This window comes from Gordonia sp. NPDC003585 (genome assembly GCF_040610755.1).
GTDB lineage: Bacteria > Actinomycetota > Actinomycetes > Mycobacteriales > Mycobacteriaceae > Gordonia.
Genome location: NZ_JBEXMX010000057.1, coordinates 20,133 through 34,110 on the forward strand (window position 1 = coordinate 20,133; position 13,978 = coordinate 34,110).

Below are 13,978 nucleotides of genomic sequence, written 5' to 3' on the forward strand. Positions count from 1 at the left end.
GAGAACCTCCCGTCAGAGCGGGAGTGCGCTCCGATCGATGCGACGGACGCGCCTCGGCTTCACATCCTGGACAGGGCGACAAAAGCGCCCATAGCCAGGCTAACAAAAACTCCGACCACTGTGACGGCGAGCCAGATCGAGCCCAGCAGGCCCACGGCCACGAGCAGCGCCCATACGGTGAAGGCGATGGCCAGGAGAAGCCCCACGATACTGCGTTCTTCATCGATCTCGGGAGTCGGCGATGCCGGGGGAGCGGACACCCCGGCATCACCTGCGATGTGGCTTGTCATGAGTCTGCGCCGGCCGTGCGTGCGGCGTCGGCAGCGGCGGATTCGGAGGTGGCGCCGGCGTTGGCGAGTTCCCCGGTGTAGCTCTCCAGGTGTGCGCGCACGAACCATTGGAACTTCTCGAGTTCGGCGGTCTGCCCGATGAGGATGTCCTCGGTGATCGGGTCCAGGTCGCCGGTCTTGGCGATGGCATCGCGATGAGAGCCGACGAAGCCGTCGTAGACGAGATCCAGCGCCCCGAGATGAGCTTGCGCGGTGTCGCGTCCGATCGAGTAGTCGCTCCAGGTGCGGTCGTCCTCGATGGCCTTGGCCGTGCCGTTGGGCGAGGCACCGAGGGTGGCGATGCGCTCGGCGACGGTGTCGGCGTAGCCGCGCACCAGTTCGACCTGCGGATCGATCATCTCGTGCACGCCGATGAAGTTGGCGCCCACCACATTCCAGTGGATGTGCTTGAGTGTGAGATGGAGGTCGTTGAGCGCGCTGAGGCGTTCCTGCAGGATGCTCGTCACCTCGGTGGCGGCGTCGGCGGACAGTCCGGGTGCGGTGAATGACGTCATGGTTCGACGCTAAGCCGCCGACGCTCCTGGACCCCATGCCCGCAGCACGACGGCAACTCAACCGAGACGCTGATAACGGCGGGGTAACGGCCCCGCCGTCAGCGAGTGGTCGGGGGTCAGTACCCGCTCGACCGCATCGGTGCCGGGTCGTACATGCCCGACCGTCGGGCGGTGCCGATCTCCAACTGCGCCGGTGGTGCCGGTGCGATCTCGGTGAAGCGTTGCAGCCCACCCCAATCGCGGCCCCAGTTGTTGCGCAGGTACGTGGGCAGCAGCGTCGGATACAGCATCGCCTCGGTGATACCCAGTGGGCCACCGGCCTTTCCGGACATCCAGGTCTGGCTGTTCTTCCGGGTGGCCTCGGCGTCGGGCATGATGCGCCACTTGGGCACCTCGAGGACACCGTTGGCGACCTTCATCGGCTGCTGGCACGGGAACACGAATCCGGGCAGCCAGTCGATGAAGACCGGATCGGTGGTCCCGACAACCTCGTTGAGGGTGCCGAGTCGGCTCACCCGGGGTGGAGTGATGGCCACCCACTCGGCGGGTGCGGCTGACGTGTCCTCGACGACGACACGTACAACTGTCGCTCCACCCGGCGCGTCCGACAACGGGTATCGGAGGTTGCGCCAGATCGGGGCCTCGGCAACGTCGATCGGGGTCCGGATGCCCACGGGGATCACCTTGCCCGACGCGTCGACGCGACCGTATTGGACCACCACCTTCTGGCCCGGATGGACGACGCCGATACCGTCGACGGCCTCGACCGATCCGGCCACCGCGACGGTGAGGAGCGGGGCGTCGGCATCGCGGGGCGGCAGTTGATACCAGTCGGTGGTCAACGACGCTGTGCCCGAAGGAGATCCGTACGAGCCGAGCACCGGGGTCTTTGCCGGGTCGAGCCCGAAAGGCAGTCGGACGGTGGAGCCGTTGACGCCGCGGACACCACCCTTGCCGCCCTCGGTGCCGCCCTGCGCGGACGCGTTCTCCTCGTCGGAGGCTTCATCGGCGCCTGCGCCGGTCTGCGCGGTGTTCTGCGCCGAGGTGGTCGAATCCTGACCCTCGGTGGCGTCGACGGACAACCGGTCGGGCACGCCGTCGGGTGTGAAACCGGTTGCGCGCGGACCGGATAGCGCTGCGGAGACGGTAGGCGGTTGCCGACCGTCGACCGCCGCGGGTGCGAGCACCCCGGCGGTGGGGTCGGCCTCGACGAGCACGTCGTTGGCGAGTCCGCACGAATTTCCGGTCAGTGCACGGGCATTCGACTTTGCCCACGACCAGGAGTCGCGCTGCTCGTAGGCGCCCTTGATGAACGAGGCGACCATGAACAGCACCACGAAGCCGGCGATCACCGGCAGCGGTGAGAACTTGAGCTTCGAGTACCAGTGTTGGGAGTGGCCGGTCTTGGTCTGTTCGTCGACGTAGTCGTCGCGGAAGTGGAACCACAGGCCAACCAGGGCCGTGATCACCGCGAACACCAGGAAGGTCCAGCCCAGCTTGATCGGACCGATCGACGGCGGACGATCCCACCACGGCACGCCGAAACTGCCGACGAACCACCACCCGTTGGTCCCGGCGAAGGACATGCCGGTGACCGCGAGTACCGCCGCGGCGAAGAAGGTGCGGTTGCGTCGCGAGCGCAGGATCGCCGGCGCCATCATCGCACCGGCCGCCGCGGCCAGGCCGGCCGCGATGCCCGCGTACACGCCGAAGTGGTGAGTCCACTTGGTCGGGGTGAACGAGATGAAGAACATGGTGCCCAGCGTGACCGCGACGAGCCGCCAGATCGGGGCGCGCGCAACGCCGTTCGGATGTTCGCGACGCAGCAGTCGCAGCAGCACGACCACCAGGCACAGGATCATCGTCAGCACGCCGAAGCGTCGTGCGAGGGTGCCGTCGGCGGTCGGCAGGATGAGGTAGTAGTAGCGCACCGGCTCTTGCCACCATTCCAGCGTCGGACCGACGTCGGTGGCCACCTGGTTACCCGCGACCAAGGGCATCAACGGTTGGTCGGCGAAGATCTGGAAGAGCACGGCCGTTCCGGCGGCCAGGATCGGTGCGAGCATGGGCAGCAACCCATCACGACGCCGTCGGCTCACCAGGGTCTTGATGATCGGACGGATGCCCGCCAGCAGTGCGGCCACCGCCATCAGGCCGCCGGGTGCCAGTGCGAGGGTGAACGCGGCCGCGACCACCGCCACCGCGTAGGGGAGCAGTCGCCGCGTGGCGATGGCACGTTCGACGCAGCACCACGTCAGCAGCGCGCCGACGGCCTCGGCGGGTTCGGGACGCAGACCGTTGTTGTACGGCAACCAGATTGCGAGGAAAACGAATGCCGCCGACCACACCGCGGGTGTGCTGTTGCGTACGGCCCGGCCCAGCCGGGGAATGACCTCACGGCTGATCAGCCACCAGCCCAACAGCCCCAGCAGGAACGCGGGGAGCCGCATCCAGGGTGCCGACAGGCTGACGTGACTCATCGCCGAGATCACCTGGAAATGCCAGCCGAACGGGTCCTGTGGGACGCCGAAGTACCGGAAATAGTTGTCGGCGTAGCCTGCTTCGCCGGTGATCCGCCCGACGATGAAGTTGTATCCGTCGTCGGACGTGTTGGCCCCCATGAACCACCAGAAGGCGAGAATCAGGAACACTGCGACGTCCGGACCGCGGATGGTCCACCAACCCGACGGCAGGAATCGCCGGTGTCCCCGACCATCCCGTTGGTCGAGCATGCCGAGAGCCACCAGCGATCCGATGGTCATGAGGATGCCGAGGATGATCACCGTCAGCTTGAGTGCCGTTGGCGTGCTCACGTATCGGGTGTCGATGGTGGCGTGCAGCGACAGTCCATCGCGCGCGGCGTCGGCCGGCAGATCGCTGTAGATGCCGACGATCTGCGGTCGCATCTCCTGGTCGGGGATCGAGAAGGTCACCTGGCCGTTGGCCGGGGTGGCGGCGACATTGTCGAATCGTGCGGTGACGCCGCTGCCGTCGGCGTGGAAGACGATGCGGCATTGCGGGTTCGACTGCGCAGCTGCCCGCGGGGTGTTGAGGATGACGACGTCGCGGTCGGTGACCGTGAGGGTATCGGCGGTGGCCCGGACGAATAGACCCCGGGCAGCGGAATCCTGGCCCTGTTCGGGGATGGTCGACAGCAGCACACCGCCGGCCGCCGGCAACCGGGTGGCCAACGAACACGGAACCGTCACGTCCATGTCGATCGGCACATAGGACACCAGCGGAGCCGCGACATCCGAGACGGTGTCACCCTGCGGCCAGTTGAGTTCCGCGGTGGTCTGATTCACCGGAAGCAGCGGGGTCACGATCGCCATCAGGAATCCCAGCAGACCGGTGAGGACTGCGGCGATCTTGATGTTGCGGTAGTTGCGCGGCTTCGCGTCTTCGGTGGACCCCATGGTCGTGGTTGGCTCACTCATCCGCCTGCGGCTCCACCCTGATCGAACTGCTTCGCGACCAACCCCATTGCGTCATCTGCGTTGTCTCCACACGTGCCGGCGGTGCCCCCGTCGCCAGCGGGGTGAGTCGTTCCAGCGCACCCCAGTCGCGCGCCCAGTCGTCCTTCAGATAGGTCGAGACCGCCTGCGGTGTGGTCATGGACTCCGAGATCGACAGCAGGCCACCGTCTCTCGCGGCCTGCCACGTCTTGGACTGAGAGTTGGCGAGCGGGTAGTCGGGCAGGATGCGCCACTGCGGCACCTCGGCGACGCCGTGCGACACCTGCATCGGTCGCTGACATGGGAAGTGCGCGGCCGCGCTGAAGTCGATCAGCGTCGGCGCCGCGGACCCGACGACGGCCTGCAGACTTTGCAGTCGTGGCGCGCGCGGCGGCGTGATGCCGATGAACTGGTACTGCCCGAGGTTGTTGTCCAGCAACGACAGTCGCATCAACGACGCGGCGGGCGGTGCCGCGGCCAGCGGCACTCGGAGATTGCGCCACGACCGGTTGGTGATCACCGGTCCCGGATCGATCGGCAGCACGTCGGGGCCGACCTGGACGAAGGTGCCACCGGGTCCCGGCCTGCCGAACTGCACAACGAGTTTCTGGCCGAAGTTGCGCACCCCGAAGGTGTCGATGGTCGACACCGCACCCGCGGTGCTGAACACCAGGAGCGGCGAAACCGCTCTGTTGGTGGGCAATTCGTAGGCACCGGTGGTCAGTCGCGCTTCACCGACGTGGCCGTAGCTACCCAGCACCGGAGTCGTCTTGGGGTCGAGCCCGAAGGGCAGCAACACATTCGAGCCGTTGACGGTCGTCGGGCCGACGCCGCCGGTGGTGCCCGCGCCCAGGCCGCCGGTGATCGAGAACGGTTTGGCGAAACTGGCCGCCACATTCATCTGACCCGGACGTTGACTACCCGGTTCGGGCGACAGGTTCAGCGGAATCCCGTCGGGGGTGAACCCCACCGAACCGGTGCCGGTGAGCGCAGCGGTCGCCGACAATCCGCCGGCCGGCTTCAGCATGCCCGCATTCGGATCCTGTTCCACCAGAACCTCGTCGGCCATTGCACAGCTGTTGCCCCGCAGTGCGTCGACGTTCTCGGAGAACACGGTGACCGCGGGATAGCGCGTCACCGCGGCCTTGGCGAACACAAGCAGTTCGGCGACCACCATGAGTCCGGCGATCACCGCGATCGGCGACGACGCGAGGAACAGGCGGCGGCGGTCGGCTTTGCTCTCGCCCGGCCCGTCGGTGGTGTGTGCCAGGCCCTTGTTCTCGACGTAGTCGAGTCGCAGGTGCTGCCAGACCGCGATCGCGGCGGTGATGATCGCGAGAATCAGGAACATCGTCGACGCCCCGTATCCGGCGATGACCGGCGCGCGGTCGAACCAGGAGATGCCGTACTCGTAGACGAACGGCCACGCGTTGTAGCCGGCGAGCGCCGCGGCGAGGGCGAAGCACAGGCCGGACACGAACACGGTGAGGTTTCGCGCCGAACGCGCGGCCGACTGGGCGACCGCCAGCGTTGCGGTCGCCGCGATCGCCGCCGCGAGACCGGCCAGCACACCGAACTGGACCGTCCACTTGGTCGGGGTGAACGCGAACAGCAGCAGCGTGACGCCGATGGCGCCGACGAGGCGCCACGCCGGACCGGGCGTGACACCACGGATGCGGCCGCGCCGCAGCATCACCGCGACGGTCACGATCAGACCGGCCAACAGCAGCAGCAACGGCACCCGGCGGGTGAGTGCGCCGTCCTCGGTGGGAACGGTGATGAAGTAGTACCGCAGGAACTCCTGATGCCAGCCGATCACCGGCCCGATCTGGTAGCGCAGCTTCATCGCCTCGGCGACCGTCGCCAGTGTCTGATCGCGGAAGACGACCACCATGACCAGCATCCCGGCGGCTGCGATCGGAGCGATGAGCGCCAGGGTGCCGGTGATGCCGCCACCCGCCTCCCGGCGCCGGGAGCGAAGCGAGCGGGCCGAATCACGACGGTCCAGCAGGATGTGCAGCAGCGGGCGTGCAGCGACCAGCAGGATGGCCACGCCGATCACGCCATGCGGCGCGAGAGCCAGGGTGAACGTCGCCGCGATCGCGGCGAGTGCCGCCGGGAGGAGGCGTCGTGTGTCGATGGCCTGCTCGGCGGCCCACCAGGTGAGCAGCGACCCGAGCACGATGATGCCCTCGCTGCGCAGGCCGCTGCAGTAGGGCAGCCAGAACGCGGTGAACGTCAACGCGGCCGCCCAGAGTGCCCAACCGCTCGACCGAACCGTCGCACCGAGCCGGGGCAGCAGCACGCGACTCAGGATGAACCACGACGCCAGCCCCGCGATCAAGGCCGGGATGTGCATCCACAGGATCGACGGCGACACCGCCGCCCAATGGGCGAGGAAGCTGTAATACCAGTCGAACGGCGCTTCGGGGACGCCATAGAAGCGGTAGTAGTTGGCGAGGTAGCCGAATCCGTCGGCCGTGCGGCCCATGTTGAGGATGTAGCCGTCGTCGGGGCTGCCGGCGCCCAGGAGGAGCCAGATCAGAAGCACTGCGGTAACTACGACGTCGGTCAGCCGAGGACGCAGGGACGACCACCACGGGCCGGTGCGATGCGGTCGGCGAACGGTCGGCGCGTCGAACCGATCGAGCAGGTAGAGCGCAACGAGGGCGACGAGCACGCACAGCACCGCGAGCACCATCACGATCAGCTTCAGCACCGACGGCGAGCTCTCGTAACGGTTGTCGATCTGTACATGAACGGCCAGGCCCGTGGCGGCCCGTACAGCTGCGGTGGGCACGGCGGTGAAGATGCCGTCGAACTGCGGGCGTTTGTCGGGCGGCAGACCCGTCGGGCGCGCTTGCCCGAGTCCGACGAACTGCGCACCGACGCCGGTGGCCGACCAGATGCGCAGTTCACTGCATCGCGCCAGGTCGGCGCGGGAGGCCGTGGCGGCGACGGTGTTGCGGAAGGTCACGGTCACCGCGTCTGCGGTCGCCGTGACGAACAAGGCCGACGCCTTGGCCTTGGGGGCGTTCGCCGGCATGGTCGCCAGGATCACGCCGCCCTCGCGAGGCAGCGCCGGAAGGATGGTCGACCTCAGCGTCGTACAGGGAATGGTGACGTCCAGGCTCCGCGGCGTCTGGGCGATCAGTGGGGCCGTCACCGAGGCGGTATCGGCGGAAAGCGGCTGGTTGCGCGGCCAGTCGAAGGATGCGTCGGTGGCTTTCACCGGCAGCAGCGGGGTCAGCGCGCACAGGATCACACCGAGTACACCGGCGACGATGGCCACGGTTGCGGCCGTGCCCACCGAGACCCGACCGGAATCGGTGCCGGTCGGTTGATCTGCTGCTGACGCAGAGGTCGGGGCTGTCACAGGCACGATGTCTGATGGTAAGCGAGATGCCTGAGAGCACCTACTCATGTAGGTCAGATGGCCGTGAGAGGGCGAGCGCAGCGACGAGGTTTGCCACCGGTACCGATCGAGCGTTCCGCTCTCCACTAGGGTCACCAACTGATGACCACCGATTCTGCCGCCGCTGCCGACACCCCGGCAACGCCAACCGATGGCGCCACCTCGACGAGCCGCCGCTGGGCGCTGACCGCCGTGGTCGCGGGGTTAGTCGCGGTCGCGGCGGCGATCCTGACGCCCCTGCTGCCGGTCACCGAGCACACGGCAAGTATCAGCTGGCCGCAGGAGACCGACTCGTCGGTGGTGTCACCCCTGGTGACGCAGACCCCGGCAGGTCTCGACATCACCATCGGCGGTACCACGCTGCGTCGGGCCGTCGAGAACGGCGAGACCACCCCCAGGGCGGGTACCGCACGGTTTGTGCTGGTGTCGACGATGCCTGTGCAGGCGCCCGGCGCCATGGACAAGGGTCTGTTCGTGACCACCGGCCCCGACGGCGTCCTGGTGAGCTTGCGGGGCAAAGAACTGCTGCGTGTGCCGCGCGCCGACCTGGCGCGCACCGAGCGGCTGCACGTGTGGTCGACCGCGACCATGATCGACGCGCGGGCGGTTGGGGCCGGACGCACCGGTTCGGCCGGCCCATCGGATCTGCCGCAGGTGTCCGGGGTGTTCACGGACATGGAGCCGATCGGGGTCCGCAACTCCGTGCGCGACGGTCTCGCGGTCCGCGTCGACATCGACAACCGATTCGACACCAGCCCCACCGTGCTCAAACTGCTGGTGATGATCCTCGGCATCCTGGCCGCCGTTCTGGCCTTCGTCGCCACCGCCGTCCTCGACGTCCGGGGCGGCTACCACCGCCGCGTCGGCCGGATCGACTGGCGTCGTCTCTTCCGCCCCCGCGTCGCCGACCTCGCGGTCACCGCGGTCCTCGTGGTGTGGCACTTCCTGGGTGCCGGGTCGTCGGACGACGGTTACATCCTGAACATGGGCCGCAACCGGTCCGACGCCGGTTTCTTGGCCAACTACTACCGATTCCACGGCATCCCCGAGGCACCGTTCGACTGGTACTACAGCTTTCTCGCCCAGTGGTCGACGATCTCCACCGCCGGCATCTGGATGCGGCTGCCCGCGCTGGTGGCCGGTCTGGTGTCGTGGTTCATCCTGAGCCGGGTGCTGCTGCCGCGGCTCGGTGGTGCGGTGCGTCGCTCCCAGTGGGCAATGCTGACGGCGGCCGCGGTCTTTGTGGCGTTCTGGATGCCGTTGTGCAGCGGCCTGCGCAGCGAGGGCATCATCGTGCTGGGTTCGTTGCTCACCTGGTGGGGGGTCGAGCAGGCGATCGCGACGCGCCGCATGCTGCCGGCGGCGAGCGCCGCCCTGGCGGCGCTGGCCACCGTGGCGCTGGCACCCCATGGCGTCATCGCCATTGCCCTGCTGATCGCCGGGTCGCGTCCGATGCTGCGGATCATTCGCCGCCGACGCGGCGAGCACGGCGTCGCGCCGCTGGTGGCCGGGATCGCTGCAGCGGCAGCCGTCGTGGTGATCGTGGTGTTCCGCGACCAGACCCTCGGATCGATGGCCGAGGCACTGCGCATCCGGTACACGGTCGGTCCGACGCTGGCCTGGTACCAGGAACTGCTCCGGTACTACTTCCTGTCGCTCACCACGCCCGACGGCAGTCTCGTCCGCCGCGTCCCGCTCCTGTTGTTCCTCGCCGCGCTGTTCGTCACGATGGCAGTGCTGTTGCGCCGCAAGCATATTCGGGGGGTCGACCGCGGACCGGTGTGGCGGCTGATCGGCGCTGTGCTGCTCACGGTGCTGCTGCTGTCGTTCACGCCGACCAAGTGGACGGTCCAGTTCGGCATCTACGCCGGGGTTGCGGCCGCGATGACGGCGGTCGCGACGGTGGCCGTGGCGTCGGCCGCCCGACGCTCGCCGCGCAACCTGTGGATGTACATCGCCGTGTTGCTGTTTGCCAGCGCGGTGGCCGCGGCCGGCAAGAACGCGTGGGGTTGGGCCTACGACTTCGGCATCGCCTGGTTCGACAAGGCGCCGACCATCGCCGGCATCCAGCTCTCGTCGATCCTGTTGGTGCTCACCGTGATTGCGCTTGCAGTGGCGGTCTGGTTCCACGTCCGCATCGACGTGGACGCCGAACGCGGCGTCGTCCGCGACGCACGAGAATCGCGGTGGCAGACGGCGATCGCGTCGTCGCCGATGCTGGTGATCGCCACCGCACTCGTGCTCGTCGAACTCTTGCTGTTCGCCAAGGCCGCCGCGACCCGGCTCGACACCTACACGACGTTCAGCGCGAACATTCACGCGCTGGCCGGCAACACCTGCGGCATGGCCGACGATGTGCTCGTCGAGGACGACCCGAATCGCGGTGCGCTGCAACCCGTCGGGACCACCGACATCTCCAAGGCCCTCGCCGGTGAATCCACCGGCTTCACGCCCGACGGCGTTGCCCCCGACCTGCTGCCCGATCCGACATCACTGGGTGCGGGCACCATCAACACCTCCGGCGACCTGTCTCGGCCGTTCGTGGTGTCCGGTGGCCCGCCGGGAACCATCGGCGGCTCCGGGCCGGTCGGCGTCAACGGCAGCCGAGTGAAACTGCCGTTCGGTCTGAAGCCCGAAACCACGCCCGTGCTGGGCAGTTACGGACACGACAACGAGACCGCCGAACTCACCTCCGACTGGTACCGGCTGCCGCCCAAGGATTCGTCGCCACTGCTGGTGATCACCGCTGCGGGTCCGGTGTTCTCGGTCGACCAGGACGGGGTTCCGCAGGCGGGGCGGTCGTTGAAGGTGCAGTTCGGTCGGGCCGAGGGGAATTCGTTCGTCCCGATGGGTCCCGGCTATGTACCGATCGATCCGGGACCGGTCCGGCCCAACCGCCCGTGGCGCAACCTGCGTATCCCGATGGACGCGGTGCCCGCCGGGGCGACCGCCATGCGGATCGTCGCGGAGGACAACAACGTGAGCCCCGACGAGTGGCTCGCGTTCACACCGCCCCGGGCCCCGCAGGTGAAGACGTTGCAAGACGTCGTCGGCTCGGAAACGCCGGTGCTGCTCGACCTTTCGGTGGGCAGCCAGTTCCCGTGCCAGCGTCCGATGGCGACCCGCAACGGCGTGATGGAGGTGCCGTCCTGGCGGATCGTGCCCGATCAGGTCACCACCAACTCGAAGTCCAAGACCTGGCAGGCGGCGATCAACGGCGGCATCCTCACCACCTCCGAGGCGCTGACCACCGCCGACACCGTGGCGACCTACTTGGACAACGACTGGTATCGGGATTGGGGTGGGCTGCAGCGGCTGACCCCGCTGGAGATGTCGCCGGCTCGGGTGACGACGGGGGAGAAGACGACGTGGGGCGTGAGCCGCTCGGGACCGATCAGGGTGGTGCCGCAGGATGACTGACCAACGTCTCCGAATTGCACGCATTGTCGCGGTTGTCGCCGGACTTCTCGGTGTGCTGCTTGCCTTCTCCGCGCCGTTCCTCCCGGTGTCCTATACCAAGGCCGAACTCAACTGGCCGCAAGAGGACGCGGCCGGTAATCCCGTGGTGCAGAACGTCGCCGCGCCCAACGTCGCGTATGTGCCGGTGTCGATGGACATCTCGGTGCCCTGTGCGCTCGGTGCGCAACTACCGGCCGCGGGCGGCGTGCTGTTGTCGACGGTGCCAGAGAACGGCGCCGAGGCAGGCACCGTCGGACTGTTCGTCCGGGCGACCGCAGAGCGACTCAACGTCACCCAGCGCAACGCCGTACTGCTCAGTGTTCCGCGCGCGCAGGCGCAGCAGAACCCGCAGTGTCGCATCGTCATTCATTCCGACACCAGCGGCACGCGCGGCGCGGTCGAGGGGATGACGTCCGACGCCGGGGTGACGAGTTTCGACCTCGCCGATCCCAATGCGCGCCCGCAGATCATCGGCGTGTACACCGACCTCCCGAGAACCGCGTCGACCGAAGGGCTTTCCTACCGGTCGACGATCGACACCCGGTTCAGCACGAGCCCCACCACCCTCAAGGGTCTTGCGCTCATCGCCGGCATCCTCTGCACGCTTGCGTCGTTGATCGCACTCGCCGTGCTCGACGCGCGAGACGGCCGTCGACTGCGAAAGCTGCTGCCCGCGCGGTGGTGGCGCCCACGGCTGGTCGACGTCGTGGTCGGTGGAGTTCTGCTGGTCTGGATGTTCATCGGCGGCAACACCGCCGATGACGGCTACCAGGTCACCGTCGGACGTGTGGCGCCCGGTGCGGGGTATCTCGACAACTACTACCGCTACTTCGGTGCGCCACAGGACCCGTTCGGTTGGCACTACCAGTACCTGTCCCTCTGGATGCAGGTCAGCACCGCGACACCGTGGCTTCGGCTGCTGCCGTTCCTGTTTGCGCTGGCGGGCTGGTTCCTCATCAGCCGTGCCGCGATCCCCCGGCTCGGCCGGGCGGTGAGTACCTCCAACGCCGCGATCTGGGCCGCCGGCCTCGGCTTCCTCGCGGTGTGGCTGCCGTTCAACAACGGTCTGCGGGTCGAACCCGCACTGTCGGTGGGCATCCTGCTGACCTGGGTCCTGGTGGAGCGGGCCGTCGCCACCGGCCGCCTGTTCCCGTTGAGCCTTGGCATCATCTCCGCCGCCTTCACTCTCACGATTCATCCGGCCGGCGCCATCGCGGTGCTGCCACTGCTGGCGGCACTGCGCCCGATCCTCAAGCGCCTCCGCGAACGAGGCCGACGCGACGGATATCTGCCGACCCTGGTGCCACTGCTGGCGGCCGGATTCGCGGTGCTGTTCGAGATCTTCGCCGACCAGTCGCTCGCGTCGATCATGGAGGGCGTCGAGGTACAGGGCATCGTGGGCCCCACCAACAAATGGTGGACCGAGGCGATGCGCTACTACATCCTGTTGAACCCGACGCCGGACGGTTCGATCGCACGCCGGGTGGGCATCTTCGTCACGATCCTCGCGGTGATCATCATCGTGCTCACGCTGTTGAGCAAGCGTCGCGTGTCGCGGATTGCCAGCGCACCGCTGTGGCGTCTGGTCGCGGTGACCTCGGGTGCGGTGGCGGTGCTCGCGTTCGTGCCCACCAAGGCGACCCACCAGATGGGTGCCTTCGCCTGTCTCACCGGTGTTCTGGCGGCTGCGGCGACCGCTCTGCTGGAGCCCTCGGTGATGCGACGACGCTGCAATCGCACGTTTGTCGCGGCGGCAGCCGCGTACGCGCTCGCGGTGACCTTCGCCGGGCGCAACCAATGGTGGTACGTCGGCAGCTACGGCATCCCGTGGGGTGACGACACGCCCAACGTGCGCGGCATAGGACTATATGTGCCGATCCTTCTGGTTGCCGTCGGACTGACCCTGTACGGAGCCTGGCAGTACTACCGCGACGACCGGCTGGCCGAACGCGGTGAGGTGCCCGCCTTCTTGGTGCACGATGCGGGGCGCACCCATCGGCTGCTCCGTCGCGTACCGACGTACTCGCTGGCGATCATCTCCGCCGTCGTACTCGCCTTCACCTTCGTGTCGTTCGCGAAAGCCATCTCCACCCAGCGTGATTCGTGGTCGTGGGCGAGTTCCAACGTCGACGCAATGCGCGGGAACCCATGCGCCCTGGCCGACGCGGTCCTCGTCGAGAAGGACCCCAACACGGGTCTGCTGGCACCGGCTCGCGTTGCAGGGCAGAACAATTCGTCTCCCGGTGCAGCGCTGGCCGGACGTGGCATGGTCGGATTCGACCCCAATGGCGTGTCGTCGCACCTGGAAAGCGACTCGGAGGGCGACGACAACGAGAACACCGAGGTCGACCGCACCCAGACCGATCCGAATGCGGCACAGCAGGAACCCAGCGGCACCGCCGGTTCCGCCGACACCGGCGGCGGGACAACCACGTCCAAGGGCGTGAACGGGTCGATGGTCAAACTTCCGTTCGGCCTCAACCCGCAACTGGTTCCGGTGCTGGGAACCTACGGGACCCCAACGGGTCTCGGCCACCTGCAGTCCGACTGGTACCAACTCCCGGCGCGGGGCGCGGACCGTCCGCTCGTCACCATGTCGGTGGCCGGAAAAGTCGAGTACATCGACGAACTGGCCGTGCGCCACCCGGGCCAGAAGCTGCGGCTCGAGTTCGGCCGGGTCGAGCCGGACGGTCGGGTCACCACCGTTGCATCGATGATCCCGCTCGACCTCGACGCCGCACCCGAGTGGCGCAACCTGCGCTTCCCGCTGGACCAGGCGCCGCCGCGCGCGACGGTGGTGCGCGT

Annotated in this window: 6 protein-coding genes; 2 read left to right on the forward strand and 4 right to left on the reverse strand. The window is 67.9% G+C overall.

All coding sequences use genetic code 11. The features are described 5' to 3' along the window. Positions 1-59: 59 nt before the first annotated feature. The 4 genes from ABZW74_RS16125 to ABZW74_RS16140 form a co-directional block, all read right to left on the reverse strand. On the reverse strand, positions 60-290 hold the full coding sequence (locus ABZW74_RS16125) for a hypothetical protein (protein ID WP_355277503.1): 231 nt from the start codon (positions 288-290) through the stop codon (positions 60-62). Beyond that, entirely contained in the window at positions 287-844 is a 558-nt protein-coding gene (locus ABZW74_RS16130; RefSeq protein ID WP_355277506.1) for a DNA starvation/stationary phase protection protein, read from the reverse strand. Before ABZW74_RS16130 ends, ABZW74_RS16125 begins: the two co-directional genes overlap by 4 nt. Before the next feature lie 116 nt (positions 845-960). Then, positions 961-4,260 (reverse strand): arabinosyltransferase domain-containing protein, encoded by a 3,300-nt coding sequence (locus ABZW74_RS16135; protein WP_355277517.1) that lies wholly within the window; start codon positions 4,258-4,260, stop codon positions 961-963. 13 nt (positions 4,261-4,273) lie between these two features. Then, entirely contained in the window at positions 4,274-7,681 is a 3,408-nt protein-coding gene (locus ABZW74_RS16140; protein ID WP_355277509.1) for an arabinosyltransferase domain-containing protein, read from the reverse strand. Between the two features lie 135 nt (positions 7,682-7,816). Here ABZW74_RS16140 and ABZW74_RS16145 point away from each other — a divergent pair, with 135 nt between their 5' ends. Together ABZW74_RS16145 and ABZW74_RS16150 are read left to right on the forward strand one after the other, a co-directional pair. Further along, a complete protein-coding gene (locus ABZW74_RS16145) occupies positions 7,817-11,134 on the forward strand; it encodes an arabinosyltransferase domain-containing protein (protein ID WP_355277512.1) in 3,318 nt (1,105 codons plus the stop codon). Further along, on the forward strand, positions 11,127-13,978 hold a 2,852-nt coding region (locus tag ABZW74_RS16150; protein WP_355277514.1), incomplete at its 3' end, for an arabinosyltransferase domain-containing protein. The genes ABZW74_RS16145 and ABZW74_RS16150, both read left to right, overlap by 8 nt.

Coding starts and splice junctions, on each gene's coding strand:
- ABZW74_RS16145 (WP_355277512.1), top strand. CDS start 7,817: ATGACCACCGATTCTGCCGCCGCTGCCGACACCCCGGCAACGCCAACC.
- ABZW74_RS16130 (WP_355277506.1), bottom strand. CDS start 844: ATGACGTCATTCACCGCACCCGGACTGTCCGCCGACGCCGCCACCGAG.
- ABZW74_RS16125 (WP_355277503.1), bottom strand. CDS start 290: ATGACAAGCCACATCGCAGGTGATGCCGGGGTGTCCGCTCCCCCGGCA.
- ABZW74_RS16135 (WP_355277517.1), bottom strand. CDS start 4,260: ATGGGGTCCACCGAAGACGCGAAGCCGCGCAACTACCGCAACATCAAG.